Annotated in this window: 36 protein-coding genes; 23 read left to right on the forward strand and 13 right to left on the reverse strand. The window is 32.2% G+C overall.

Features of this window, described 5'->3' with window-relative positions; genetic code table 11:
* Positions 1 to 9 precede the first annotated feature (9 nt).
* From EO083_RS00155 to EO083_RS00175, 5 genes are all read left to right on the forward strand, one after another.
* Positions 10 to 1020 carry an ABC transporter ATP-binding protein gene (locus EO083_RS00155; RefSeq protein ID WP_126992209.1) on the forward strand — a complete coding sequence of 337 codons (1011 nt, stop codon included), beginning with the start codon at positions 10 to 12 and terminating at the stop codon, positions 1018 to 1020.
* Positions 1013 to 2008, forward strand: a complete 996-nt coding sequence (locus EO083_RS00160) for an ABC transporter ATP-binding protein (RefSeq protein ID WP_126992210.1) — start codon at positions 1013 to 1015, stop codon at positions 2006 to 2008. The genes EO083_RS00155 and EO083_RS00160 overlap by 8 nt, the downstream gene beginning before the upstream one ends.
* A gap of 4 nt (positions 2009 to 2012) precedes the next feature.
* A complete protein-coding gene (locus EO083_RS00165; RefSeq protein ID WP_126992211.1) occupies positions 2013 to 3752 on the forward strand; it encodes an ABC transporter substrate-binding protein in 1740 nt (579 codons plus the stop codon).
* A 69-nt stretch (positions 3753 to 3821) separates the two neighbouring features.
* On the forward strand, positions 3822 to 4787 hold the full coding sequence (locus tag EO083_RS00170) for an ABC transporter permease (RefSeq protein ID WP_126992212.1): 966 nt from the start codon (positions 3822 to 3824) through the stop codon (positions 4785 to 4787).
* Between the two features lie 13 nt (positions 4788 to 4800).
* Complete coding sequence (locus EO083_RS00175; protein ID WP_126992213.1) at positions 4801 to 6429, forward strand: ABC transporter permease; 1629 nt, start codon at positions 4801 to 4803, stop codon at positions 6427 to 6429.
* 1063 nt (positions 6430 to 7492) lie between these two features.
* Here the strand turns inward: EO083_RS00175 and EO083_RS00180 are convergent.
* The 9 genes from EO083_RS00180 to EO083_RS00220 all read right to left on the reverse strand — a co-directional run bounded on the left by EO083_RS00180 (position 7493) and on the right by EO083_RS00220 (position 13531).
* Positions 7493 to 8950 carry a recombinase family protein gene (locus EO083_RS00180; RefSeq protein WP_126992214.1) on the reverse strand — a complete coding sequence of 486 codons (1458 nt, stop codon included), beginning with the start codon at positions 8948 to 8950 and terminating at the stop codon, positions 7493 to 7495.
* Positions 8951 to 8986: 36 nt separating this feature from the next.
* Positions 8987 to 9436, reverse strand: a complete 450-nt coding sequence (locus EO083_RS00185) for a type II toxin-antitoxin system PemK/MazF family toxin (RefSeq protein ID WP_126992215.1) — start codon at positions 9434 to 9436, stop codon at positions 8987 to 8989.
* Positions 9411 to 9626: a hypothetical protein gene (locus EO083_RS00190; protein WP_126992216.1), complete on the reverse strand. Its 216-nt coding sequence runs from the start codon at positions 9624 to 9626 to the stop codon at positions 9411 to 9413. The genes EO083_RS00185 and EO083_RS00190 overlap by 26 nt, the downstream gene beginning before the upstream one ends.
* Positions 9589 to 10140: a hypothetical protein gene (locus EO083_RS00195; protein ID WP_126992217.1), complete on the reverse strand. Its 552-nt coding sequence runs from the start codon at positions 10138 to 10140 to the stop codon at positions 9589 to 9591. The genes EO083_RS00190 and EO083_RS00195 overlap by 38 nt, the downstream gene beginning before the upstream one ends.
* Positions 10141 to 10302: 162 nt before the next feature.
* Positions 10303 to 11166, reverse strand: a complete 864-nt coding sequence (locus EO083_RS00200) for a hypothetical protein (protein ID WP_126992218.1) — start codon at positions 11164 to 11166, stop codon at positions 10303 to 10305.
* A gap of 124 nt (positions 11167 to 11290) precedes the next feature.
* A complete protein-coding gene (locus EO083_RS00205; protein WP_126992219.1) occupies positions 11291 to 11665 on the reverse strand; it encodes a hypothetical protein in 375 nt (124 codons plus the stop codon).
* Between the two features lie 11 nt (positions 11666 to 11676).
* On the reverse strand, positions 11677 to 12189 hold the full coding sequence (locus tag EO083_RS00210; RefSeq protein WP_126992220.1) for a hypothetical protein: 513 nt from the start codon (positions 12187 to 12189) through the stop codon (positions 11677 to 11679).
* 7 nt (positions 12190 to 12196) lie between these two features.
* Entirely contained in the window at positions 12197 to 12895 is a 699-nt protein-coding gene (locus tag EO083_RS00215; RefSeq protein WP_126992221.1) for a hypothetical protein, read from the reverse strand.
* A 15-nt stretch (positions 12896 to 12910) separates the two neighbouring features.
* On the reverse strand, positions 12911 to 13531 hold the full coding sequence (locus EO083_RS00220) for a LexA family protein (protein WP_126992222.1): 621 nt from the start codon (positions 13529 to 13531) through the stop codon (positions 12911 to 12913).
* A 219-nt stretch (positions 13532 to 13750) separates the two neighbouring features.
* Between EO083_RS00220 and EO083_RS00225 the strand changes: the two genes are divergently transcribed.
* Both EO083_RS00225 and EO083_RS00230 read left to right on the forward strand, forming a co-directional pair.
* Positions 13751 to 13975, forward strand: coding sequence for a helix-turn-helix transcriptional regulator (locus EO083_RS00225; RefSeq protein WP_126992223.1), 225 nt, complete (start codon positions 13751 to 13753; stop codon positions 13973 to 13975).
* Positions 13976 to 14041: 66 nt separating this feature from the next.
* Positions 14042 to 14440 carry a hypothetical protein gene (locus EO083_RS00230; protein ID WP_126992224.1) on the forward strand — a complete coding sequence of 133 codons (399 nt, stop codon included), beginning with the start codon at positions 14042 to 14044 and terminating at the stop codon, positions 14438 to 14440.
* Here EO083_RS00230 and EO083_RS00235 read toward each other — a convergent pair.
* The 3 genes from EO083_RS00235 to EO083_RS00245 all read right to left on the reverse strand — a co-directional run bounded on the left by EO083_RS00235 (position 14435) and on the right by EO083_RS00245 (position 15691).
* The gene (locus tag EO083_RS00235; protein WP_126992225.1) at positions 14435 to 14881 is read right to left on the reverse strand and encodes a DUF4231 domain-containing protein; all 447 of its coding nucleotides are present in this window, start codon (positions 14879 to 14881) and stop codon (positions 14435 to 14437) included. The two genes, EO083_RS00230 and EO083_RS00235, sit on opposite strands and share 6 nt — an antisense overlap.
* Positions 14878 to 15285: a TIR domain-containing protein gene (locus EO083_RS00240; protein WP_126992226.1), complete on the reverse strand. Its 408-nt coding sequence runs from the start codon at positions 15283 to 15285 to the stop codon at positions 14878 to 14880. Before EO083_RS00240 ends, EO083_RS00235 begins: the two co-directional genes overlap by 4 nt.
* A 64-nt stretch (positions 15286 to 15349) precedes the next feature.
* Positions 15350 to 15691 carry a helix-turn-helix domain-containing protein gene (locus EO083_RS00245; RefSeq protein ID WP_126992227.1) on the reverse strand — a complete coding sequence of 114 codons (342 nt, stop codon included), beginning with the start codon at positions 15689 to 15691 and terminating at the stop codon, positions 15350 to 15352.
* Between the two features lie 199 nt (positions 15692 to 15890).
* On the opposite strand from EO083_RS00245, the gene EO083_RS00250 reads away from it, so the two are divergent.
* The 3 genes from EO083_RS00250 to EO083_RS00260 all read left to right on the forward strand — a co-directional run bounded on the left by EO083_RS00250 (position 15891) and on the right by EO083_RS00260 (position 16576).
* Positions 15891 to 16085, forward strand: a complete 195-nt coding sequence (locus EO083_RS00250) for a hypothetical protein (protein ID WP_126992228.1) — start codon at positions 15891 to 15893, stop codon at positions 16083 to 16085.
* A gap of 40 nt (positions 16086 to 16125) precedes the next feature.
* Positions 16126 to 16260: a helix-turn-helix domain-containing protein gene (locus EO083_RS00255; RefSeq protein ID WP_277600355.1), complete on the forward strand. Its 135-nt coding sequence runs from the start codon at positions 16126 to 16128 to the stop codon at positions 16258 to 16260.
* Positions 16261 to 16321: 61 nt separating this feature from the next.
* On the forward strand, positions 16322 to 16576 hold the full coding sequence (locus EO083_RS00260) for a hypothetical protein (RefSeq protein WP_126992230.1): 255 nt from the start codon (positions 16322 to 16324) through the stop codon (positions 16574 to 16576).
* 39 nt (positions 16577 to 16615) lie between these two features.
* On the opposite strand, the gene EO083_RS00265 is transcribed toward EO083_RS00260, so the two are convergent.
* Positions 16616 to 17104: a hypothetical protein gene (locus tag EO083_RS00265; protein ID WP_126992231.1), complete on the reverse strand. Its 489-nt coding sequence runs from the start codon at positions 17102 to 17104 to the stop codon at positions 16616 to 16618.
* Positions 17105 to 17302: 198 nt separating this feature from the next.
* Between EO083_RS00265 and EO083_RS00270 the strand changes: the two genes are divergently transcribed.
* The 13 genes from EO083_RS00270 to EO083_RS00325 all read left to right on the forward strand — a co-directional run bounded on the left by EO083_RS00270 (position 17303) and on the right by EO083_RS00325 (position 24315).
* Positions 17303 to 17692, forward strand: coding sequence for a hypothetical protein (locus tag EO083_RS00270; RefSeq protein ID WP_126992232.1), 390 nt, complete (start codon positions 17303 to 17305; stop codon positions 17690 to 17692).
* Between the two features lie 11 nt (positions 17693 to 17703).
* Positions 17704 to 17952 (forward strand): hypothetical protein, encoded by a 249-nt coding sequence (locus EO083_RS00275; RefSeq protein ID WP_126992233.1) that lies wholly within the window; start codon positions 17704 to 17706, stop codon positions 17950 to 17952.
* A complete protein-coding gene (locus EO083_RS00280) occupies positions 17949 to 18362 on the forward strand; it encodes a hypothetical protein (protein WP_126992234.1) in 414 nt (137 codons plus the stop codon). The genes EO083_RS00275 and EO083_RS00280 overlap by 4 nt, the downstream gene beginning before the upstream one ends.
* Positions 18355 to 19191, forward strand: a complete 837-nt coding sequence (locus tag EO083_RS00285) for a hypothetical protein (RefSeq protein ID WP_126992235.1) — start codon at positions 18355 to 18357, stop codon at positions 19189 to 19191. Before EO083_RS00280 ends, EO083_RS00285 begins: the two co-directional genes overlap by 8 nt.
* A 50-nt stretch (positions 19192 to 19241) precedes the next feature.
* Entirely contained in the window at positions 19242 to 20066 is an 825-nt protein-coding gene (locus EO083_RS00290) for a cyclic nucleotide-binding domain-containing protein (protein WP_126992236.1), read from the forward strand.
* On the forward strand, positions 20059 to 20625 hold the full coding sequence (locus EO083_RS00295) for a replicative helicase loader/inhibitor (RefSeq protein WP_126992237.1): 567 nt from the start codon (positions 20059 to 20061) through the stop codon (positions 20623 to 20625). Before EO083_RS00290 ends, EO083_RS00295 begins: the two co-directional genes overlap by 8 nt.
* A gap of 2 nt (positions 20626 to 20627) precedes the next feature.
* Complete coding sequence (locus tag EO083_RS00300) at positions 20628 to 20867, forward strand: hypothetical protein (protein ID WP_126992238.1); 240 nt, start codon at positions 20628 to 20630, stop codon at positions 20865 to 20867.
* A gap of 123 nt (positions 20868 to 20990) precedes the next feature.
* Positions 20991 to 21149 (forward strand): hypothetical protein, encoded by a 159-nt coding sequence (locus tag EO083_RS09860; protein WP_164723669.1) that lies wholly within the window; start codon positions 20991 to 20993, stop codon positions 21147 to 21149.
* Positions 21149 to 21361 carry a hypothetical protein gene (locus EO083_RS00305; RefSeq protein WP_126992239.1) on the forward strand — a complete coding sequence of 71 codons (213 nt, stop codon included), beginning with the start codon at positions 21149 to 21151 and terminating at the stop codon, positions 21359 to 21361. Before EO083_RS09860 ends, EO083_RS00305 begins: the two co-directional genes overlap by 1 nt.
* A gap of 159 nt (positions 21362 to 21520) precedes the next feature.
* A complete protein-coding gene (locus tag EO083_RS00310; protein WP_126992240.1) occupies positions 21521 to 22003 on the forward strand; it encodes an RNA polymerase sigma factor in 483 nt (160 codons plus the stop codon).
* A gap of 112 nt (positions 22004 to 22115) precedes the next feature.
* Positions 22116 to 22448 (forward strand): hypothetical protein, encoded by a 333-nt coding sequence (locus tag EO083_RS00315; protein ID WP_126992241.1) that lies wholly within the window; start codon positions 22116 to 22118, stop codon positions 22446 to 22448.
* A 1-nt stretch (position 22449) separates the two neighbouring features.
* A complete protein-coding gene (locus tag EO083_RS00320; protein WP_164723670.1) occupies positions 22450 to 23460 on the forward strand; it encodes a type II TA system antitoxin MqsA family protein in 1011 nt (336 codons plus the stop codon).
* Between the two features lie 591 nt (positions 23461 to 24051).
* On the forward strand, positions 24052 to 24315 hold the full coding sequence (locus EO083_RS00325; RefSeq protein WP_126992243.1) for a hypothetical protein: 264 nt from the start codon (positions 24052 to 24054) through the stop codon (positions 24313 to 24315).
* Positions 24316 to 24363 lie beyond the last annotated feature (48 nt).

Raw genomic sequence — 24363 nt, forward strand, 5'->3', positions numbered from 1 at the left:
TGAAATCTTTTGGAACCCATATTATCAGTTAGAAACCTGAGCACATGGTTTTATATGGAAGAAGGGGTTGTAAAGGCTGTAAACGATGTCAGTTTTGACCTTCATGAAAACGAAGTTGTAGGAATTGTTGGTGAAACAGGTTCTGGTAAAAGTGTAACTGTAAAGTCTATTATGAGGCTTATACACAAGCCTGGTAAGATTGTCGACGGACAGATTATTTACAGAGGAAGAGGAAAAGAAGAAGATTTGCTAAAATTGTCGAAAGAAGAAATTGCAGAGATAAGAGGAAAAGAAATTAGTATGATTTTCCAGGATCCACTTACTTCGTTAAATCCTCTTTATACAATTGGTGATCAATTGACTGAAACTATTATAAGGCATCAAAATGTTGATAGAAAGACAGCATGGGAAATAGGAACCGAAATGCTTAGAAAGGTTCAAATACCTGCACCTGAAAAGAGAATGTTTGCATACCCATTTGAATTTAGCGGTGGTATGAGGCAGCGTGCTGTTATAGCAATTGCTCTTTCATGTAATCCAAAAGTCTTGATTGCCGATGAGCCTACAACTGCTTTGGATGTTACTATTCAGGCTCAAATATTGGAATTGATGAAGGATTTGCAAAAGGAATTTAAGACTGGTTTGTTGTTTATAACTCACGATTTAGGTGTAATTGCATCGATGGCTGATAGAATTATAGTTATGTATGGAAGTAGGCAAATGGAAATAGCAACAGCAGAAGAGATTTTCTATAATCCACTCCATCCATATACACATATGTTACTTAGGGCAATACCAAGACTTGATAAAAAGCAAGATAAGCTTGAGGCAATTCCAGGACAACCTCCGAGAATGATTGATGTGCCAAATGTATGTCCATTTGCACCAAGATGTCCAAGAAAACTTGATAAATGTACAAAAGAATTGCCTGAATTGGTTGAAGTAGAACCAGGACACTTTGTAAGGTGCTTCAATCCAGTACTAGACAAGAAAGAATCGGAGGCGATGAAGAATGAATAATGAAACAATCATAAAAGTACAGAATTTAAAAAAATACTTTCCGATTACAAAAGGTTTTCTTGTTAAAAAGCATGTTGGTGATGTAAAAGCAGTAGATGATATATCTTTTGAAGTAAAAAAGAAGGAAACATTTGCTTTAGTTGGAGAATCAGGATGTGGAAAAACAACAGCTGCAAGGACAATGTTAAGATTAATAGATCCAACAGATGGAAAAATTGAGGTATTTGGACAAGATATTTCTAACTTAAATAGAAAAGAATTGTTACCATTTAGAAGAAAAATGCAGATAGTTTTCCAAAATCCTATTGGTTCATTAAATCCACGTATGACAATTGGTCAGATATTGACTGAACCATTGTTGTTCCATAAAATTGTGAAAGATAAAAAAGAGGCGTATGATAAAGCGGTTGAAATATTGAGAATGGTTGGACTTAAACCTTACCATATGGATAGATACCCACACCAATTCAGTGGAGGTCAAAAGCAGAGGATTGCGATTGCAAGGGCATTGTCTGTTGGACCAGAAATAATATTTTTAGATGAACCTACATCAGCTCTTGATGTGTCAGTTCAAGCCCAGATTATTAATCTATTTTTAAAATTCCAAGAAGAACTTGATTTAACATATATTTTCATTTCACACGATTTATCACTTGTTAGATTTATTAGTGATAAGGTTGCTGTAATGTATCTTGGCAGAATTGTTGAAATGGGTGATGTTGATGAAGTCTTTGAAAATCCAATTCACCCATATACGAAGGCATTATTATCAGCTTCTCCAATTCCAGATCCAAAAGTAGAAAAACAAAGAAAGAGAATTATATTAACAGGAAATGTTCCAAATCCAATTGCAAGGCCAAGCGGATGTTTCTTCCATCCGAGATGTCCATTTAAAACAGAAAAATGTGAAAAAGAATATCCACAAATGTATAAAATTTCTGAAAATCACCAGGTTTCTTGTCACCTGGTAGAAAAAGAGGGGGTGTGAGTTTATGAAAAAACTCATGGTATTACTTGCAGTATTAGCAGTAGTGTTTGCCTACGCTGCTCAGCTTCCATATATTGGAGCAGATGCACAGGGAAAGCCGGGAGGTCAGTTTGTTATTGGTACTCTTAGTGGTCCAAAGACAGTGAACGATGTTACAGCAAAGGAAACTAGTTCAACTGATGTTATTGATATGTTTATGGGGTATGGTGGAACTCTCATTGAAAGACACGGTGTGGATATGGAATTCTATCCAGCAATTGCAGAAAGCTGGGAAGGTCCAAGGCTAACTGCAGATGGTGGAATGGAAATTATTTGGCATATCAGAAAGGGAGTAAAGTTCAGCGATGGACAACCATTGACAGCAGACGATGTTGTATTTACATTGAATGATATTTATACAAACCCAGATATTCCAAGTTCATTTAAAGATGTTATTACAAGTACAAATGGATATTTACCAAAAGCAGAAAAGATTGATGATTATACAGTTAGAATGTATTATCCTGAACCATTTAGGCTTGCATTTAGATACCTTGGTGGAATGTATATTTATCCAAAACATTTAGCAGAAGAGTACGTAAAGAATGGAAACTTTGAAGAATTCTGGACAGTAGATGCAATAAATAAAGGAGAAGTAGTAGGTCTTGGTCCATACATTCCTGTAGAATACGTTCCTGACCAATATGTAAGATTTACAAAGAACCCATATTACTGGAAGAAAGATGCAAATGGAAATCAACTTCCATATTTTGATGAAGTACTCTATAAGATAATTTCAAACCAAGATGCAATGAGACTTGCGTTTGAAAATGGAGAAATTGATGTTTATGGTCCAAGAGGAACAGAATTTGCAGAATTAAAAGAAAAAGAAAAAGAACTCAACATAGTAGTTACAACAGCAGGACCTGCATATGGAACAACATTTATTACATTCAACTGGAATACTCCAGATCCAGTTAAGAGAAAATGGTTCAGAAATGAATACTTTAGAAAAGCAGTAGCTTATGCAATAGATAAAGAATCTATTATTGATACACTCTACAATGGACTTGGAATAGCACAATGGTCACCAGTATCAATGAGTTCACCATATTACAACGAAGATGTTGTAGTAAAGTATGAATATGACTTGGACCTTGCAAGAGCAATGTTAGAAATGGGTGGATTTAGCTGGAATGATAAAGGAGAGTTAGTTGACGAAGATGGAAATGTTGTAAAATTCTTACTTACAACAAATTCAGGAAACAGAGTTAGAGAAGGAGTAGCAAATATAATCCAAGATGCATTAAAACAACTTGGTATGGACGTAACATTTACTCCAATTGATTTCAATACATTAGTTCAAAAATTGTTGAATACAGGCGATTGGGAATCAATAATCATTAGATTAACTGGTGGAGATGAGCCACAAAGTGGAGCAAACGTATGGAAGACAGAAGGATCATTGCATTTCTGGAATTATTCACCAGAAGTTGCAGATTTTGTAGATCCTAACGACTACTATTTGCCAGATTGGGAAGTCGAGATTGATAAGATATTTAAAGAAAATGTAAGAATACTTGATGAAAATATCGTAAAAGATTACTTCTCAAGATTCCAACAATTAGTATCTGAGCACTTACCATTGATTTACACAGTAAATTCATTGAGATTATACGCATACAAAGCAACACTTAGAAATGTAAAGATAGGACCACTTGGTGGAACAACATGGAATATTTATGAAGAGTGGAAAGAACAGTAAAAAATTATGTGGGCGCGTGAGGTGTTAGCCCCGCGCCCATTTTAAAAATTAAAAGTGAGGTGACTGAGATTGCTAAGGTATATAGCACGTAGATTAATAATTTTGATTCCCGAGCTTTTTATAATAACGTTAATAGTGTTTTTGATAATGCAAGCTGCGCCTGGAGATTTTCTTGACCAGTACAGACTTGATCCATCAGTTTCAAAGGATTTTATTCATACTCTTGAAAAACAATACGGTTTGGATCAACCAGTGATGGTCCAATATTTTAAATGGATAAAAGGAGTATTAACTGGTGATTTGGGTTATTCATTTTACTATAGAAGACCAGTTGTAGATCTAATTGGTGAAAGGGTTCTTGCAACTTTGATATTGTCACTTTACTCGTTTGTAATTTCATGGATAGTTGGTGTTATTTTAGGTGTTGTATCTGCACTAAAAAAGTATAGTTTTTGGGATAAGTTTTTAACAGTAATTGCATTTACTGGTATAGCAATTCCTGGGTTCTTTTTAGCATTATTGTTATTGTATTTTGCAGCAAAGACTGGTACCTTCCCAGTTGCTGGTATGTATGATGTTAATCATTCAAAAATGACAGTTTGGCAAGGTTTTAAAGATATATTCTGGCACATGCAACTTCCAGCATTTACTTTGACATTTGGTGGTTTTGCAGGATTGATGAGGTATATGAGAGGAAGCTTATTAGACGTGTTGAATGAAGATTATGTTGAATTTGCAAGAGCAAAAGGTATGCCTGAAAGAGTAGTTATATTTAAGCACGCAATGAGAAATGCTATAAATCCATTGATTACTATGTTTGGTTTTAGTTTGTCAAGTTTGCTAGGGGGAGCTGTTATTACCGAAACGATCTTTTCTTGGCCAGGACTTGGAAGACTTGTTTATCAAGCATTAGTACAGCAAGATATATATGTCGTTATGGCTAGTACAATTATTAGTGTTATCATGTTAATTGCAGGTAATTTGGTCGGTGATATTTTACTTGCAGCAGTTGATCCAAGAATTAGGTTGGAATAGGAGGTAGTAGTTGATGGCTAAAAAAGAACAAGTTAAGAAAAAAAATAATAGTAATGAAAATATAGATTTTGAAGAAGTATATCTTACTCGTGGACAATTGATGTGGAGAGCTTTTAAGAAAAATAAGCTCGCTATGGTAGGATTGTGGGTGCTAATTGTACTTTATATTATGATGTTTGCTGCTGATTTTTTGGCACCATATAACCCGTTTGAGCAAAGTTTAAAACATTCTTATGCACCTCCTACTAAAGTAGATAAGGTATACAAAGTTGGTGATTTTGAGAAAAAAATTGGTTTATATGTTTTGCCATACGCAAGTTATGTAGATAAATTAGACTATACTAGAAAAACTAGACAATTATATTTTCCAAGCAGGGTTACCGTTGAATACAAAGGTGAATTAATAACATTAGTAATGAATGACACAAAATATTTTGCTAGAACTGATTTTCCAGGAAAAGTTATTAATGTAAGTGATTTGGAATTCACACTAAAAAAAGAAGAGTATGCTATGGTTAATAATGAATGGAAAAAGGTATCGTCTTCAAGTGAAAAGACTAAATATTTTGTAGCTGGAGTAAATGATAGTGTTTTAACAGAAGGAGAAGCGTTTATAGAAAATGATACAGCAACCGCAAAGAATGTTATTTTTGGAAAATACGGTTTTAAACTTGGAATTACAAGCGAAAATGAAATTGAAAAAGTTGGTTTAAAATATACAATTAATTATATAAAATACACTGATGAAAATGGAAAGAAGAAAATTTTATTTGGAAAAGATTTGGTAATTAAAGATTTTGATTATAAATATTATCCAGTAAAGTGGTTTGTTGAAAGTTGGGGGCCAAAGAAAAAAGATTATGGAAGAGTAGGTTATGTTTTTTGGATTATTCCATTAAAATACCATTTGTATGGTGTAGACAATTATGACAACAATCCATTTGTTAGATTATACATAATGGGTTCTGATGAGTTTGGAAGAGATGTTTGGTCAAGGCTAATATTTGCTTCAAGAATTTCATTGTCAATAGGATTTATAGGTCTTGCAATAACATTAACACTATCACTGTTCTTTGGAGGAATTGCAGGTTATTATGGAGGAGTAGCTGATGAGTTATTGATGAGATTTACAGAAATTATTATGTCAATTCCAGGATTTTATCTTTTGATACTTTTGAGGTCCTTACTACCTTTAGATATTCCATCATCGCAAGTGTATATTATGTTAGTATTTATTCTCTCCTTTATAGGATGGGCTGGACGTGCAAGGATAATAAGAGGTATGGTTTTGTCAATTAAGAGAAATGAATTTGTTGAAGCAGCATATGCATTAGGATATCCAGATAGTAAAATACTTTGGAAACATGTTATTCCAAATACAATGACATACATGATAGTTACTGCAACATTGTCTATACCTGGATATATATTAGGTGAAGCAGGACTATCATTCTTAGGTTTAGGAATTAGAGAACCGTCTGCATCATGGGGATTAATGATGGCAAGAGCACAAGATATATACGTATTACAAAATGCACCATGGCTATTGATTCCAGGTATATTTATATTCGTTACCGTATTAGCATTTAACTTTGTTGGCGATGGATTAAGAGATGCATTTGACCCAAGAGCATTAGGATAATTAGTTTATGATGTTAATATTGTAGATATGATGAAAAATAAGTGAGACTTCGAGTTTAGCACTGAACTCAATAAATGAAAGAGGATAAAAAAGAAATGAAAAAAACACCCCCAAAGTGGTACTAAAAAAACAATAAGGGGGTGTTTTTCTTTGGCTGAGAAAGGACAAAAATTAGAAAGTATCTTTGGATGTAAAGCAAGAAGTCATTAAGGTTTTCATGGATTAAAAACTTTCAAAGAAGACTATTATTTCTCTCTTGGGTGTTACTGAAAGTAGAGTACGATTGTGGAGAAAAAATTATCTAACATATGGTAATATTAAAATTAAAAGAGGTAAACAAAAAAAGAATTAACTCAATTGGATGTTCACACTGACATATTGGGAATTTACACCTGAGAGTTCTGTTGTTGTTGTTACTTTAAATGTTTACTTATCCTTATTTTAGAAACCACCGTACAGGTATAATTCCAGTAGTCTGCTCTAATTCAATAAGGCAAGAATTATTAGAAGGGGCATATACTATAAATGATAACGGAAAACTTTCAGTAAATCTTAAGTATATAAGAGCAAAAGGGATACTATATCTCTTATAGGAGAACCTCAAAATATATTTAAAGATGAGTTTAAACTTTAGAATGGAAATAAAGCTATATGACAATGGGATAATGGAAATAATAATGCAGATGTTAATAATGATGGTAAGCCTGAAATGATGAACGCAGTTTAAACTTTAATGGAATTGCAGTAGCGATCTAGAAATAGTTAGAAGATATGTAAAGTCGTATTTAAATCCCGACCTTGAAACAGCAAATAAAAAGTTTTAAATAAGCAAAAAAGTAAAATATAACGAAGAAGAAATTCTTTTCTTAAGAGTATGTGTTAACAAATAAATAAACATATTAAACATTCAAACTAAACAAGTAAACAAAATGCACTTTAAAGAGGGACTTAGTTTTCTGTTAAATTCCAAAAAGCTTATAATTACAGAGTTGTTAAATAAATTGGGAACTAAAGCTGGTCTGGGCGGGCAGACCCCGGGAAAACCACGAGTTGAAAAACCAGCTTATTTATTATATTTGACAACGTAGTCACCAAATTTTGTAGTGAATAAAATTTCTGTTGTTTCAAAATTAACAGTAATATACTCAATTAAATTAATTAATAATTCTCTTGCTGTGGATCTATTTGTGAGTTCTTTTAATACACTTTGCTTTAAATGTTCAACTTCTTCAGTAGTTAATTCACGTAATGATTTTATTTGAGCGAGGGCTGAACGAATATCTTTTTCTAGCTTCATTTTTTCTCGTTCAAGTTCGTTTAATCGAATAAGGAGTTCATTTGAAAATGCTCCCATTTCAATTGCTTTTGTTATATTTTTAATCGCATTATTGACTTCATCGAGATTTTGTTGAAATGTTTTTAGGGCGGCAGGATTAAGTTTTTGTTTAATTTTTTTGTTAATTCTGCGAGTAAGTTCTTCTGTATCAAGGTGTTCAAAATGAGATTTCACAAAATTAATGACAATGTTTTCTAATTTGTCAGCTCCTATGCTGACTTTCTTATTATTATTTCGCCAACAGTAAGTGCAATAATAATATGCATTATTTCCCTGTCGAATGGCTCCAGAAAGTGGATGGCCACAAATGCCACATTGAACTAGTCCACGAAGAATATAATTTCTTCTTGCTGGTTTGTGTTTATTTTTTGACAACCTTTGTTGTACTTTAATAAATAAATCTTCATCAATAATTGCAATTTCTGGAGCTTCAACTTCAATAATTTCATTAAATGGATTGAACTTTCCCTTACCTCTGCGTTTATTAAAAATAATTTTACCAATGTATTTAGGGTTTTTGAGAATATCACGAACAGATTCAACATTAAATTTCTGGCTCCTTCTAGGTTTATATCCATTATCATTCAGCCATCTAGCAATAGCTGAAAGAGTTTCGCCTTTTGCAGCCATTTCAAACATTTTTCTTACTGCTTTGGCTTCATTTTCTTCGATAGCATATTTACTTTTTCCCTTTTCATCTTTTACAAATTTTAAACCAAAAGGAGGGTATCCTCCATGTACATAACCATCTTTCACAGTCTGTATAAGCCCCCTCATACTGTCCCGAGCTAGTTTTCTAGAATAATATTCAGCCATTCCTTCATATAGTGATTCGATAATTACACCTTCTGGAGAATCGGGAATATGCTCGGTAACAGAAATAAGTTCAATTCCAAGCTTACGGAATTGTTCTTTATAATTTCTAGAAATCGTTCTATCTCTGGCAAGTCTTGCAAATTCCCAAACAATAACAGTTTCAAATTTTCCTAATTTTGCATCTGCAAGCAGTTGTTGTAATCCTGGGCGGCGAGAAGAAAAGCCCGATATTGCTCTATCTTCATATCGGGCTACTATAATGTAATTATTCCGTTTTGCAAATTCCTCAATACGTGAAAATTGTGCTTCAATTGAGATGTCCTGTTGCTGAGCCGAGGAATATCTTGCATATGCTGCAGCACGTTTCATAGGATCACTCCATTAATAAAAAAGCGCTTATAAGCGCTACTTTTGATTTTCTGTTTCTTCTTCGTCTGAAATCAATCCTAAATATTTTAACATTAGATATTGGATATATTCCAAATTTTCCTTAGAGAGTTCCCCAGATTTGTTACTTATACATTCAATATGAATAGGCTGCATTTGTGTTATATCAAAATAAGTTTCTTTTGTTAAACCTGTTTGTTGAGAAGGTGGAAGTTTTATTGTATAAACATCATTTTGATCAACAGCATTAACATCTGAGGTACCAAAAACCCCCATGTAAGTAATTTGACTTTCATTATCTTTTGAGACAATTATTACAGGTCTCTTTTTTTTATAATCTTTAGTATTATTGTAGACTGGATTGCCTTTATCATCATGTGCAAAATTTACATTATCAGTCCATACAACATCCCCAGGAAGATACTCAGAATTTATTTTCAAATTACTTTTTATCTTCTTTTTGTCCATACAATGCCTCCTGAAGCTTTTTTAGATTTGGCAATGTTATAGTTAAATAATATTTCATCTTCCTTTCGATATCTATTTTATTTTTTCTTTTTTTGTCAAATTGTTCTTTTAAACCTTTTTCCATTTCAATTGCTTTCCATTTTTTAATTGTTTCAGTCATTAGTTTTCTTTGTTGAGGAGTTAGTTCCATTATTAATCACCTCTGAAAAATAATTCAACAAATCTTTGATTTGTATTTCCATTTGTTTAAAAGTAGAATAAATTTGATTTAATTTTTCCTTAGACAAAGTAACATTACCGTCTCCTATAAAAGCATTAAGTAAAAAATGTAATATTGAAGGCATTGTATCTTTATTAACCACAAATGAAAATTGAGCATTGTTTTGCGTGATCAAATTTAAAACCATCATATTAGCTGAATTTTGAATTGATATTTTTTTCAACAATAATGGATTTTTTATAGCATTTAATTTGTCAACAATAATAATTTTTTTATAACCAATTATCTTATCGAATTCTTGATAAAATTCTTTAGCATTTTTAACTGGTTCATCGTTAAGATATTTCCAAATAATTTGCCCTACTTCATCTCTTTGCAAAAGGTACTCGAAAGTTGTTACGTCGATCTTATTATCAATAAACATATCTAAAAACGACATTATATTTTTAACTTTTTCTAAGACTTGTTCTTTTGTTAAGGACATATTCTCCCCCTCCCTATGTAATCATTATATCACAAGTTAGTTTAAATTTGTCAACAAATAGGTTCCATAATTGAAACATTTCCCTTTAGACAAACTCGTACGCGTTTATCGAATATGGTGGATAAAATCCTACATTTCAAATTTATTTGTAATGTCTGTAAACTATTTCAAACCTGTTATTGGTATAAAAAATGTATCTTGATTAGGAACTGTTTGGTTAAGGCCAGTATATAATATTCCCAAAGCAAAATCGTCAATATATTTATCTCCTGAAAACACTGCATAAATTACAATAAAACCTAACTTCTCAGAAGAATTAAAATCATTAAAGATTTGACTATAAAGTTTATAAATAGCTTCTTGTGAAGTAGAGCCTTTGTAATTTGGAGTTACTAACAAATTATAAAAATCACCACTTTGGCTGTGAATTTTTAAAATATAACATAATGGTACAAAAGAAAATCCCCCACTAAAACTTAGAGACGCAGAAGTAAACGTATTATTTTCACCTAAAAATTGAATGCTACCTACAACTCTAGTATAAATTTCTTTTATCCAATCACGCCAATAAGAGGGAATTATAAAAACTTGCCCATAATAATATATGTCAATATCGTTTAATTTGAAAAAAATTTCATCAGGTGAATTCGGCATAGGAAGTAAATTAACATAATCATTATCTTTAATGCCTCTTATTTTATCAGATAACGCAGCTTTTGAAGCTTTTTCAACGGTGGTTAAAAAAGAGTCTGATACATTAAAATCCTTGATACTGTACATATGAGCAGTAAATGGAATAATGGAGGTAGCGTCTTTGGAAATGTCAAGTTGTTCTTTATGTTCTTCAGTTTTTGGCGAAACAATAGGGTGTTCCTTATATATTTTGTTTCCTTCACGCTCTAAATATTCTTCATAAGTTAAAACATTATCTGTTCCAAAAAATGAATTTAAAATGTCACAACCTGATAACAGAAAAAAAGACAATATAACAAAAACAATCGCAAGGAAAATAATACCTTTTTTCATAGCCCTCACCCCCGTTGTTTTATAAACTAATAATTCTGTGTTTTAGTCCGGCTCAAACAAGGATATTTCAACATTTATAAAGGAATATTAAACACAATCGTAACAAAAATAGCAAAAAAATAAACTATATTATACTTCTTACTAAATTAATAAAGTCCATATAAGATTTTTCAAATAATATTTTTGAGTTTTTATCAGGATTTAATTTTTCATACCTAAATTTTCTAGCAAGATTTTTCAAGTTTTTATATATTTCCGATAGTTCAGGATTAATTATTTCAAGGTGTTCTACTATTGCATTATGCGATTCAACTTTTGTGTTAAGTTTTCTCAAAATTATTATTTTTGCTAGCAAAACTACTTCATGAAATTTTGAGAGAATATCATGACTCCCCCATTCGTTGTAATCATCATAATCATTATTCGACTCTATATATTTTGTTAATCTTACATAAGATTCATTTTTTTGCTTATATTGTTTTTCCTGAAAAGTAGCCACGAAAACCACCTCTAAAAATTAATATATTCCATATTCTGACCTATATATTCATCTTCACTTAAAGATATGATTTCAACATTAATCAATGGATATTGTTTTCTAATCTTTTTTTCAAGGTTAATTAGTTGTCTATATTCTTTTTTTAATTTTTCATACTCTTCAGGATTTTCATGCTTTAATTTAAGGTACACAAAAAGTTTCTGAGATGATGATTCGAAATTAACATACATATATTCATAACCAAGTTTTGAAAGTTCTTTCTTTAATAACTTTTTTGCTTTTTCTACAACTTTCTTTAATAACGCTTCTTGTTTTTCAGGATGCTTTGCTATACTATTCATAATAACCTCCTCAGAAAAAAACACATAAGGATCATTCTCACTTGTATGTTCTCTGTTAATTAATGAATTCGATCTTTTTCTACTTACAGAAAATGGCAAAAAATCACCTACAATATTTCTATTCATTTCCATTATATCACGATTTTCTTTACTAATAACATCATTAGACGTTCCATTAAACATACAAGTATCATTCCTCCTCTAATTTTTTTATCGTATCATTTGCAGAAGTAAATATCTCTTTGACCCATTCTTTAAAGAAGCTTAAATCTTTATACTGGTACTCTATAATGTTCCATTGTGTTGTACTACTTACAAACAAAAATTCTTTGTTTTTTATCCAATGTTCAATTAGTATTTCCTGAACATAGTTATTATCTATACTACCTAGTTTCTTGGTTATAGTATATCCTAAAGTCGATTTAACTAATTTGGAATTCTCTAAATTGATTTTTGGCAATGTATGTTTAATTAAAAGCTCAGAATAATTTTTTTCTTGATCTTTATATACAAATTCTATATGCAAAAAAGGAGATGAAATAAATTGAATTTTTTCATTTTTAAGTAACTCCAGAATTTTAGAACAATTATTCTCTATTTTTGCGATGACATCATTCAGCGTTATTTCTTCTGGAATAGGCAATTGCTCATTATAAGTTATAGCATGTTTTTGAAATGAAAAGTTTGTGTTCCTGTTTGGTTGGTTAAACAATATAAATATTAATTCACTTTCTTGACCTTTGTTTAAAAATAACGTCTGAGTACTATTCATTTCCATAATCTTTAGCACTCGATTCATATTTGCTGAATTCTGAGTTAAATTATTATAAATTTTTGAAAAGTCAGCTTGCACTCCAAAAGATAAACTCAGAAGTTTAAAAATTTCCATATTATCTCACCCCCGTTATTTCAAAACTTTTTTCGGTGGTTTACTCATAATTTCTTTAACCACACCATGAATAATAAATCTATCATCTGGTTCAACAATAATTGGACGGTATACAGGATTTTCAGAAAGCAGCATAACTTTATCATCTTCTTTGACATACCATTTCACATAAATCCAGCCATCGTATGTGCAAACAATCATATCTCCGTTAAATGCATGAGGTTGTTTCTTGACAAACAAAACAGAACCATCTGGAGCAACGGGCTCCATACTATCTCCTACAACTCTAACGGCAAAATCTACATCTTTGCTGATGGCTTTTACTTCACCAATAACATATATTTCATCTGGAAAAGCACCATTGCCAGCAGAAGCAGGAGCTGAGTATAAAGGCACAGTTTTAAAGTCAACATCAACAAATTCAACTTCGTTCTTACCAGAATGCTCTGAAAAGAAATAGTCAACTGACACGCCAAAATAGTCGGCTATCGCTTTAAGAATATCAATCGGAGGTAATACTCTTCCGGTTTCATAATGCGAGATTGACTTTCTAGAAATATTTAATACTTTTGCAAGTTCTTCTTGTTTTAAACCTTTTTGCTGCCTTAATAATTTGATTTTTTCACCAATATTCATAGCATTTTCACTCCTCACAATGCTATTATAACGAGATTTTCATCAAAAAGAGCGGCATGGTTATAATAGTAGCAATTTACTTATTAGTAACTTAAAAGTTTCTTATTTTTAACTTTAAGGTATTGACATTACCTTATCAAATATGTTATGGTAATAATACGAGCATAAATGGTCTTTGAAAATTGAATATGTCCACGAACAGTAACAGGAGGTGATACTGTGACATTAGCTGAAATGAGACAAGCAAAAAATCTCACACAACAACAATTAGCAAAAGCAATAAACATTTCTAGAAAATCCATCTCCCACTACGAAACAGGAAGAGCCAGGCCATCTTTGGATGTAATCATAAAACTCGCAAAAGTGCTTGAAGTTAGCGTCGAGGAAATATACAATGCGTTGCCTAAAAAAGAGGGGGAAAAGGAAGAATTTGTAAGGATCTGAACATGGTTTAATGTTATTTCTAATTTTTTTCTAAGGAAGTATAATATTTATTGTGAGGTGAAAAAAATGGTAAAAATAGGTGTTGTGGGTTATTCGGCAAAAAAATTTGATATTAACAAAGCTAAAAAAATTATAAATGAAGTGTTTGATCTAATGGAGAGTAAATTTGGAAATCAAATTATTATTGTCTCCGGTTTAACTGCTCTTGGTATACCTTTACTTGCTTACCAAGAAGCTATTAAAAGAGGTTGGAAAACAATAGGAATAGCCTGCAAAAAAGCTGAAAAATTCGAACAATTTCCAGTAGACAAAAAAATTATTATTGGAGAAGAGTGGGGAGATGAATCCGAAACTTTTATTTCTATGATAGATGTTTTAATTAGAATCGGTGGTGGGGAGCAATCTTTTAAGGAAACTGAAATGGCAAAAAATAAAAAAATCCCTGTTTTTGAATACGATTTATGAACGTTTTGGCAAATCTTGTTGCTGAATATAATCTAGCCATTTTGATCTTTCTTGAGCTAATAAACTTTCTACTCGTTCTACAAATAATTTAAAGGTATTTTCCTCTTGATCTTTGTAAGGTCCTGTAAGAGTTTTGTAATGATAATATTCCCTTAAAAGTTCTTGTTCTGTTGTGCGGTAGTACAACCATTGTTCCCTATATTTTAACAATGTCAATAAAGAACCAAAAATTGTTGATAGATAACTTGCAATAGCTATAATTAGCTTAAAATACCATGCTAACTCGACAAATGTCAAAACAAAAAGAGGAATAGGTGAAAGAATTACAAGTATTATACTATAGAATTCCCATTTTTTCTTGTATAAAGAAGCTTTTTTATCATAGTACTTTCGTTGATCTTCAAAACGCTTTTCAAGATAATCTTTTTCTTCAATAGTCATTTGGCCAACTCCCTTATCGCGGAAACTATATTATCAATATTCCAACCAACAATTTTATTTGCTTTTTCTTGTATAAAAACTGGAACTTTTTCTTGGCTCCAAGGTTTGATTGCCAAAATAGGTTTTTCATATTGTTCTGCAACTTTTACTTCCCATTCAATCCAATCTGAGTATTTTGAATACATTGCTGCAAAAACAATAAAAACACTGCTCTGACGAATTTTTTCTCTAATTTTACTTTTTATTGTTTGAGCGTTTATAGATTCAATTGGATCATGAAAAGGTACACTGTAGTCTCTCCATTCAAAATATGGATAATTGTTCAGCTTTTCTCTTAAGTTATAATAATCTTCTTTGTAGTCCCACGCGTGGCTTATAAACAAATCATAAATTTTACTTGACATATTCCTTCCCCCTTTTTGTTTTATAAAAAATACATCTCCCCACTCTTTTTATCACAACTTATTTTTAATTCAATGCCTTTTCTAATTTTTCCGCAATCTCGATCAGTCGTTGTCCGAGCCTTTTAAGTTCTTCAGGCGTTTGCAGAACATCGGCTGATAAATATGCAGAAAGATTAAATTCTTTTCCTTTCGGGAATGGATCGTTAGTTCTATCAAGTAAATAGTCAACAGAAACATTAAAGAAATCAGCAATAAGATTTAAAAGTTGGAGACTCGGCTCACGTTCACCTTTTTCGATTCTCGAAATAGTTGTATGTCTTACATTGAGTTGGTCGGCAAGTTTTTTTTGTGAGATTCCTAATGAATTTCTCAACATTTTCAATTTTTGGCCATTGAAATTACCCATAATTTATACCCCCACATTTACTCTTAGACACATTAATTATACACAGTTGTACCAAAAATAGATATAAATTTACCTACGAGTGGATTTTAAAAAGATATTTAACAATAATTATGTGCCAATGAGTCAAATCAGGAATAATGTTATTTGTCTAATAGTCATATAATTTTATATAATTGTGCCAAGAAGTGGAGGTGATAAAGTGCTAGTTCTTAGTTCTCAAATCAAAACAGCAATACCTCATAATATAGTAAGTGGTCTTTTAAAACTCGCCCGCAAATATGGAACAATCAGGTACGAAAAGAAAGGGAACTACTATCTCTACCCTGAAAATGAACTTAGAAATTTTGTAAAAAAACTTGAAGCTGTTGTCCTAGGAAAGAATAACACAAAATAACTTGAATGGTCTTTGACATTTGAATATTTAAAAAGAAATTTTGGATGGGAAAAGAGGAGAAATAATGCCTTCGTTAGAAGTTGCTATCAAACTCGCAAAAGCGCTGAGAGTTAGCGTCGAGGAAATATACGAAGCACTTCCCAAAAAAGAGGGGGTGGTAAAGGAGGTACTGTGATATCGAGAAACTGAAGTTGGCAGAATGATATTTCCCAAATTTGACAAAAGGAGGTAAAGGTATGAAGGTATATTATGCTGAAGATACTTTAAAAGTTCCAGTAAATATAGACGAACAAACAAATTTGTTCTTTTCTAGAGTAGAGAACCTTCTTTCTGATATTAGGAAAGCAATAACAGGACATTCTTCGATGATTTTATATAATCCGAAAGAAACAAAAATTGGATTATTTATAGTCCTTGAGAACAAAGATATGTTAAAAGAGAAGCTTTACAGGCTTGTTGATGAATTTCTTGATTTTACATCAGGAGATTAGAAACATTCAAAATGGTGCTGATGGGCTAAAAAATTTTGGTCAAATATCTACATCTAAACTTTGGGCTGTTGAACCAATTTCTTCACCACGAGAAAAAAGCGGAATTATTAAATTGTTTTTGTTATTAACAAGTTCTTTAAGTTTATCAAATTTTTGATTTTGGTAATTCCCAAATACATATTTTGGATCAAATTTTTCTTTTATATAACTCTTGATTTCTTCAAATGCTTCAATAACAATGGGGGAATAAACATTAGAAAAACCTCTAATTCCAGAAATTGGATCAGATTTGATTTTAAAAAACTTAAGAAGATTATAAAAGCCTTTGCCAGTTTTTTTACAGTATTCAATATAATTATCATCGTCTCGAGTAACAATTCCTAAATCAAAAAACGGTTTGTCACCATAGTTATTAAAGTTTTCTGGAAAATCTGAAAGTTTCAAAAAATTTTCGAGGTTAACAAACACTATTAGATGATCATCCATTTCTTCTAGTTCTTCTGGTAAATCAATATTAACTAATATCATCCTATCCCCCCTGTTAAGCCCATCAGCACCACAAAAATTATATCAAAGGTAGGTGTAAATAAAAAATCAAAGAAGGGGATGAAATTATGAGTGAATTTGGTGATATTTATGATGTGCTTGTGGAATACATTTTAGACCGTTATCGAATGGAAATTGACCGCTTAGTTTTTCCATCATTGTACAAAGGGGGCGAAGAAGATGTTAAAACAGAAGGTTCTGGTGGAGCACAAGAGAATAAGCAAGCAGGTAACAGAAAACACAGAAACCATAGCAATGATGACAGTTATAAAAAACGAACTACTAAAAGAATTTTTACAACAGGAGGATGAAGAAGATGTACTCAAAGAAACAATTAAGTCCTGGCTGGAAGATCCTACTACAACGGATCGCACAAAACTCAGATATATACTCTCGAAAATCGAAGAAATTGACAAAATACAGGACCAAATCATTGAAAAAATTACTGAAAAGATAGTCAGAACACTTCTTATGAATCGTGAAGCAAATGGGCTTTGGAAAGTTTACGAGCCAAAAGGCGGATATTACATCAGAAAAGCGGCTTGTAGAATGCCATTGTTTGACAAATAGGAGGCGAGCTTATGAGTAAACTTTACGAGGATTTTTTAAGAACCTTGGATGAAGAGATAGAAAAAAGCTCCCCAGAGCACAGGGAGCAAATAAAAATCCTTTTTCTTCAAGCATGGTATAACACATTTCCAGATAATAGTATAGCACAATTCACTAAGAAATTCAAACATATTAGAACATTTTCGAGAGCAATAAAATATGAAGCTTCAAAGATACTGGGAAGAACATTTAAACAAATTAAAATGGGGGTGAGGGTATGACTATTACGGTTGAAAATGTTTTAACGGAATTAAGGAAAGTAAATGAGTACATGAAGAAACTACAAGAAAGAAAAAAGGAATTAATGGCAATACTTGAAGAAAATATAGAACGTCCAGTAGATAAGAACACATTGAACTTAGAGGGGGCAAAAATCAAGTGGGTTACAACAGCAAAGATCTCCAATACCAAGGCGAGAGAGCTCACGGAAAAATATCCTGGACTTGTTAATCATGTCTTTTCAGTTACTTACAAACCAAAACTTTCTGCATTAAACAGAATTCAATTTGCAAAATCGAAAGGGAAATTACCAAATGATATACCAGAAGAAGCAGTCGAGGAAGTTTTAAAGTATGTTGAGCTAGAAGAAAGAATGAGCGTATCTTTTGAAGAAGGTGGAGATAATGAGTAAAGAATTAGAAGTAAAAAAAGAAACAGGCTCTATGCTCCAAATTGACGAAGGTGCAATTAAAGAGATTAAACATCAGTATGACCTATTTAGAAAGCTCCAAAAAGAAGTGCTTGAAGAAAATGTAGACTATGGTTTCCCAATAAAACAACATTCTGAATCTCAAAAACCATCACTTTACAAATCGGGTGCAGAAAAACTTGTAAGACTGTTTAATTTAACTCCAGAGTTTGAAATTATAAAAGAAATCGAAAATGAATCTTTTATAATGTACAAATTTGTTTGCAGGTTAAAGGCGCAAGATGGAAAAATTATTGGAGTTGGATATGGTGCTTGTAACTCTAAAGAGAAAAGAGGTTGGGATCAAAATCCTTGGGTTTTCCAAAATTCAATCCTTAAGATTGCTAAAAAACGAAGTTTAGTTGATGCAGTACTTACAGGTCTTGGGGCTTCTAATGTATTTACACAAGACTTAGAGGATATGGAAATTGCAGAAGAACATCCTAAGCAGCCTGGAAAACCTCAACAACAAAACACATATTATATTGTTAAAGATATGGCTGAAAAGCAACTTTATAAAGAAAAAACAGATTTATGGCAACTTATGAAAAAACGTGCAAAGGAATTACATTTAGAGCCTGAAGACATATTGAATGACGTGAAAGAAAAATTTGATCTTAATACGTTAAGCGGCATTCGTACGGCTAAAAATTATGTAGAAGCATACAAACCATATGAAGAAGAGAACGTTATAGAATACAACGCTGTTAAGAATATAAAAGATAATTTGTTTGCTGAAATTGATGAAGAGTTAAGCGATGCACCATTTTAAATCCCTGCCCCTTCTTGGGGTGGGGATTATTTATAAAAGAGGTGATAATAATGGATATATACACACTTGTGGGGAATTTCTGGGAGGAAGATATGAAGGCCCATTTTACTCCAAACGCAACAAGGCTATATTTTTTTCTTTTACACGAAGCCAATAAAAAATTTTGGCGAGGGCCTTTATACCTCTCATGGAATTACCTGCAGGGAGTCCTGGGGATTCATCGAGATACCCTTTCTAGGGCTATCTCAGATCTGAAGAGCCGGGGCTTAATAGAATATAAAAAAATAAAAGGTAAATCTACATTCTGGTTTCCGTGGTTGGATTATCCAACCAAAGTCCCAACCAAAAATATTAATGAAATGTTAACAAAGTTGGATAATCCAACTAAAAAACCAACCACTAATCCAACCAGCAATCCAACTAAAGTCCCAACCACTATATATAATAAAGATATAATACAAGAATACAAGAATACAGAAGACAATAAAGAAAGTAATAGAGAATTCCCTAACGGGAATTCTGCGACACCTGTCGCGGACAATCCACCAAAGTGGTATCTCAACTTGGATGAACGAAAAAAAGACATAGTAGATACTTGGAGAACATTAATTGGTCCATTTGATCCTAAATGGCTTCCATTAGTATCTCAAACCCTATACGAATGTTATCCAGCCCAGATAAAGAATGCAATAGTAACGCTTGCAAAAACCAAAGCCGAAGTAATGAAAGAGCAGGGCTTTGAGTATGTAGTTGATCCTTTGCTAAAAGGCGTATTTGGTAAACGCTCCAAAAAGAGAAAAAAGCAAGCCGCTGGTTTTGCCGGCAAACTTACAGGTTTAAAACAATTTTTGGAAGAGGGTGAAAACAGTGCTTAGCCGTAAGACTTTTGCCGCTGGTATGGCTTTACTTGCAAGTGTATATGAAAAACTTGAAAGAATTACCACAGATAAATTTCTTTCAGAACAATGGTATAAGATGCTGAGAGATCTAACTGATGAACAATTCAAGTATGCCATAGAAATTATAGTTAAGACTCAGAAATTTGCACCAACTATCTCAGAAATTAGAGAAAAAGCTGTGGAATACAACCATCAGGCTGAACTTTCAGCTGAAGAAGCTTGGGCAATAGTTTATAACGATATTCGAAAAAAAGGCTTCTATAACGAACCACATTATGAGGATTGGAAACTAGAAGCAGCCAAAAACGCTATAGGCTGGCAAACGCTATGCGATATGACAGAGAACGAAAAAGGGGTTATAAGGGCACACTTTATGAGAATATATGACAGTTTAAAGCAAAGAGAAAAGACAGCGGAAACAATACAAAGTCCACAGTTGCAACAACTTATTTCTATGCTTGTTGGAACACTTGCTCCGACCGCAAAACCAATACTTACTCCAAATAAAAAGAAAGCCTTAACAAAGGGGGCATAATTATGCGGTGGTATGTATGCACAATGCGCAAAATAATTATAGGGCGATTTCCAAATAAAAAGTATGCGTTGCGATTTGCTTTAAAAACATTAAGGCAAGGATCGTACCCTGCATTATACGTTCTTTCCGAGGATGATTACGAAAGGAATATAACATCAAGAATTGTAAAAATAAATTATAAACCAGATCTTGGCGAGAGTATTGATGATTTAGCAGAAGAATATATCGAGGTGATAATATGATTTTGGGCATTATTTTACTTCTAGGACTATTGGCTTTTATAAATTGGGGAATGGTAAAACTTGGGGCTGATTTTGATGATATTAATGAAAAAATATATCGTGAGATTAAAGTGAGGGAAAAGCATGAAGTTAGTAATGGAGTTGGGGAAAATAGCAAATGCACTAACGAGGTTGTTAAAAGCCAAGAAAGGTTTTGACAAAGTGACAAAAGCAAAATTAGAAATAGCTCAACAAATCATCAACGAAGTACTTGCAGAAAAAATAAAGAAAGGAGAGAAATAATGTGGGTACAGGGTATTACTATCAAAAACAAGCATAAAGTATTAAATTATCTTAGGGAACTAACTAGAATAAACTTTGAAGAAGTAACAATAATTGTCAAGGGAGGGAGTGGAGATTATGAAGAATACCAAAGAATACTCAATAGGACTATTGGACAAAAAGGCGGTCATCACAACAGAAAATTTAGACACCGCAATAAAACTTCTGCTTAAACTCCAACTACCAACCTATATTAAAGAGGACGATGAAACCGTTGTGGATATTCGTTCAATTAAAAATATGCTAGTAACAATTCAACTGGAAGGTGATATTCAACGAATAAAATTAAAAAGCCCGGTTAAGTAACCGGGAATCCCGAAAGGGGGTTTCAAATGTTAACTTCTACTCAAAATTATATCGTAAGAGAATTGCAAAGGTACAAAAGTTATTGGCAGGCAATTTTAAAAAGGAAAATTCATTTAGATTTTGTAAATGGCGAAATTATTATACAATTTACACTTAAGAATGGAGCAGTAGTAATATTTAATAAAAATTCAATGCATTCTCCAGAAATTTTGGATGAACTAACGATAGAAAAGAAGCGTAGAATGTGGAACAAAATCAGGCGGATTGAGTATTGGCTTCAGTTACTTCCATTAAGGCAACGAGAAGCAATATTCTGGAGAGTTATCAATCACGACTTTGAGCTTTGTAATTCTGTAGAATGCTCAGGCCTAAAATATAAAACATTGTCATATAGAGAAATTGCACAAAAGATGGATCTTAACGAAAAAACAGTTTGGACATATGTGCAAGAAGGTGTGGAAAAATTGGCTGAGAAAGTGTCTTATATTGACAAACCCCCACAAAAATGATATAATTTTTGTAAAATCCATAAGTATACGAAAATGCCGGGCAAAGGCCCGGTTTTGTATTATTTGACTTATACCATCAAATGATGGTATAATCCTTTCAGGAGGAGATATTGTGTCAGATGCACAGGTCCAGCTCTTTATAGAAGTTTTTAAAGATTTATGCAAAAAAGGATGTGTTACATTTGCACCCAGGCAGAAAAACAAAGAGTTTTTAGCAAAGATTGGTTGGACTGTAGAAGATGTTTTAGAGTATTTGTATGAAAAATTGTCTCATGAATATCTCCACTCAGGTCCTGAAGAAGAAAAAGATCAAAACTATGAGTCAGGAATCATTTATATTTTCTTGATGCCTATAGAAAACTTTAGTGTGTACGTAAAAATAAAGAAATTTGAAGGGATAGATAATGCTATTGTTATTTCTTTTCATGAGGAGGGGAGGTGGTGACATGATCAAATTAACTTCTCGTGCAAAAAAGTTATTTTGCGAAACGTGTAATCGCTTTGTAGATTACGATACAATTGAAAAAGAAGAAATTTATAATGTCAAAGGAACTGATAAAATAAAAGTAAATGCAAAAGTTGCTATTTGTAAGAATTGTGGCACAGAACTTTTTGACAACTTTTTAGAAAATGAAAATTTAAAAAAAGCATTTAGAATTTATGCTGAAAAGCATGGTTTAGTTTTACCTGAGAACATTCGACAAATTAGAGAAAAATATGGCATTAGTCAAGCAACGTTTGCTGCAATACTCGGTATAGGGAAAGCAACTATTGAAAGATATGAAAATGGTTCTCTTCCATCTGAATCACTTAGTAATTTAATTAGATCTGCTAATGATCCTGAAAGATTTTTAGAAATGTTAGAAAATAACAAAAACAAATTATCGCCTCAAAAGTACCAAAAAATTTATGATAAAGTTAAAGATATTATAAATGATAATCAAAAAACTTTGGAAAATACTTATATTGAAGTTAGCAATTCGAAAAATGTAAATTTTCAAAAATTATATGCTACCGTATCTGTTATATTTGAGACTTTGAAAAAAATGAAAATTCATTATGTTTATAAAACGAAATTTTTTAAACTATTATGGTTTGTTGAAAGCAAATATTATGATAAGTTTAAACAAAGATTAACTGGTGTAGAATTTGCACATTTGCCTATGGGGCCTGCTCCTGATAAATATCACATCCTTTTAGAAGCTTTACAATTGGCTAAAGTTATTACGCTTATAGATGAAGAACCAAAATTTGAAGATGCTGATTCTGATAGTTGGACTTGTATAGTACCCAATAATTTATCTTTCAAAAATATTTTAAATGACAAAGAAATAGAATTTATAGAAAAAATCATTAAATCTTATGGAAAAAAGAGTAAAAAAGAGCTAATAGAATTAAGCCACAAAGATCCAAGATGGGAAAATACTAACAATGGAGAAATAATTCCTCTAGAATAACTTTGAAAAATCGATTTTATTAGATGTCTGGATAAGATATGGGGCGTATGCCCCATTTTTTTATGATAATTTTTGACAAGGAATCCTATCATAGGGTCTTTTTTTGTTGCTAAATTAAAATTAACAAAACGGTAGCGGGGATTTAGATAAAGAGCTTGCCCGCTGTGGGAATGGGGTGGGTGTACTAAAGAAGGAGGAGATTAGATGGAGAATATTAAACATGTAAATATTAACGGCATGATTTACGACATTGTTTACGTAGACCAAAGGGTTGATACTATGGGATAGGTTCGATTCCAAAGGTTATTAGAGATTATGTGCATAAGAGAGATAAAGAAAAATGCAGATTATGCGGGCGTTATGTTAACGGAGAGGGACAAATACACCATTTATTTAGGCGAAACGCAACTATACCACCAGAATATCAAATTCCATGGGTACCACGTAATCACCATCCATACAATCTTATCCTTTTGTGTCCAGAATGCCACAACAGAGTACACAAAGATTGGGAAATAGATATAGATTTCTTTATTAATCAAAATAAGAAAAAGAAACTTCCAAGAAATGTACAAAGGTGGGTGAATCATAATGAAGTGGGAAGAGTTGGATCAGGAACTGACGCTGGATGAACTATCAGCCGAAGAACTTGCTCAGATATCAATTCAGGAAGCACAGATGAGAATACAGAACAACATCAATTTACTTGCAAAAATAAACAACTTACTTCTGGAAGCGACGAATGAACTTGGAAAGTGGAGGATTATAGTCGAAAAACTTAAGCATACGAAGAATACAATTATCGAACAAAACAGAGCTTTGAAGGAAGTTATTAAGGGTGAACGATGGTTATAAAACTTCGTAGACTTCGTAAACTTTAAATTGACTTCGTAAGAAGGTGAT

It is taken from the genome of Thermosipho globiformans (genome assembly GCF_003990895.1).
In the GTDB taxonomy this organism is placed as follows: Bacteria; Thermotogota; Thermotogae; order Thermotogales; family Fervidobacteriaceae; genus Thermosipho; species Thermosipho japonicus.

Excerpts from the sequence above, each read along its gene's own strand:
- EO083_RS00310 (WP_126992240.1), top strand. The coding sequence starts at position 21,521 with ATGTTAACTTCTACTCAAAATTATATCGTAAGAGAATTGCAAAGGTAC.
- EO083_RS00305 (WP_126992239.1), top strand. The coding sequence starts at position 21,149 with ATGTGGGTACAGGGTATTACTATCAAAAACAAGCATAAAGTATTAAAT.
- EO083_RS00185 (WP_126992215.1), bottom strand. The coding sequence starts at position 9,436 with ATGGACAAAAAGAAGATAAAAAGTAATTTGAAAATAAATTCTGAGTAT.
- EO083_RS00325 (WP_126992243.1), top strand. The coding sequence starts at position 24,052 with ATGAAGTGGGAAGAGTTGGATCAGGAACTGACGCTGGATGAACTATCA.
- EO083_RS00290 (WP_126992236.1), top strand. The coding sequence starts at position 19,242 with ATGGATATATACACACTTGTGGGGAATTTCTGGGAGGAAGATATGAAG.
- EO083_RS00220 (WP_126992222.1), bottom strand. The coding sequence starts at position 13,531 with ATGAATATTGGTGAAAAAATCAAATTATTAAGGCAGCAAAAAGGTTTA.
- EO083_RS00260 (WP_126992230.1), top strand. The coding sequence starts at position 16,322 with ATGAAGGTATATTATGCTGAAGATACTTTAAAAGTTCCAGTAAATATA.
- EO083_RS00265 (WP_126992231.1), bottom strand. The coding sequence starts at position 17,104 with ATGATATTAGTTAATATTGATTTACCAGAAGAACTAGAAGAAATGGAT.
- EO083_RS00165 (WP_126992211.1), top strand. The coding sequence starts at position 2,013 with ATGAAAAAACTCATGGTATTACTTGCAGTATTAGCAGTAGTGTTTGCC.
- EO083_RS00240 (WP_126992226.1), bottom strand. The coding sequence starts at position 15,285 with ATGTCAAGTAAAATTTATGATTTGTTTATAAGCCACGCGTGGGACTAC.
- EO083_RS00190 (WP_126992216.1), bottom strand. The coding sequence starts at position 9,626 with ATGGAACTAACTCCTCAACAAAGAAAACTAATGACTGAAACAATTAAA.
- EO083_RS00175 (WP_126992213.1), top strand. The coding sequence starts at position 4,801 with ATGGCTAAAAAAGAACAAGTTAAGAAAAAAAATAATAGTAATGAAAAT.
- EO083_RS00230 (WP_126992224.1), top strand. The coding sequence starts at position 14,042 with ATGGTAAAAATAGGTGTTGTGGGTTATTCGGCAAAAAAATTTGATATT.
- EO083_RS09860 (WP_164723669.1), top strand. The coding sequence starts at position 20,991 with ATGAAGTTAGTAATGGAGTTGGGGAAAATAGCAAATGCACTAACGAGG.
- EO083_RS00270 (WP_126992232.1), top strand. The coding sequence starts at position 17,303 with ATGTTAAAACAGAAGGTTCTGGTGGAGCACAAGAGAATAAGCAAGCAG.
- EO083_RS00195 (WP_126992217.1), bottom strand. The coding sequence starts at position 10,140 with ATGTCCTTAACAAAAGAACAAGTCTTAGAAAAAGTTAAAAATATAATG.
- EO083_RS00275 (WP_126992233.1), top strand. The coding sequence starts at position 17,704 with ATGAGTAAACTTTACGAGGATTTTTTAAGAACCTTGGATGAAGAGATA.
- EO083_RS00200 (WP_126992218.1), bottom strand. The coding sequence starts at position 11,166 with ATGAAAAAAGGTATTATTTTCCTTGCGATTGTTTTTGTTATATTGTCT.
- EO083_RS00300 (WP_126992238.1), top strand. The coding sequence starts at position 20,628 with ATGCGGTGGTATGTATGCACAATGCGCAAAATAATTATAGGGCGATTT.
- EO083_RS00210 (WP_126992220.1), bottom strand. The coding sequence starts at position 12,189 with ATGTTTAATGGAACGTCTAATGATGTTATTAGTAAAGAAAATCGTGAT.
- EO083_RS00320 (WP_164723670.1), top strand. The coding sequence starts at position 22,450 with ATGATCAAATTAACTTCTCGTGCAAAAAAGTTATTTTGCGAAACGTGT.
- EO083_RS00285 (WP_126992235.1), top strand. The coding sequence starts at position 18,355 with ATGAGTAAAGAATTAGAAGTAAAAAAAGAAACAGGCTCTATGCTCCAA.
- EO083_RS00245 (WP_126992227.1), bottom strand. The coding sequence starts at position 15,691 with ATGGGTAATTTCAATGGCCAAAAATTGAAAATGTTGAGAAATTCATTA.
- EO083_RS00235 (WP_126992225.1), bottom strand. The coding sequence starts at position 14,881 with ATGACTATTGAAGAAAAAGATTATCTTGAAAAGCGTTTTGAAGATCAA.
- EO083_RS00215 (WP_126992221.1), bottom strand. The coding sequence starts at position 12,895 with ATGGAAATTTTTAAACTTCTGAGTTTATCTTTTGGAGTGCAAGCTGAC.
- EO083_RS00160 (WP_126992210.1), top strand. The coding sequence starts at position 1,013 with ATGAATAATGAAACAATCATAAAAGTACAGAATTTAAAAAAATACTTT.
- EO083_RS00280 (WP_126992234.1), top strand. The coding sequence starts at position 17,949 with ATGACTATTACGGTTGAAAATGTTTTAACGGAATTAAGGAAAGTAAAT.
- EO083_RS00180 (WP_126992214.1), bottom strand. The coding sequence starts at position 8,950 with ATGAAACGTGCTGCAGCATATGCAAGATATTCCTCGGCTCAGCAACAG.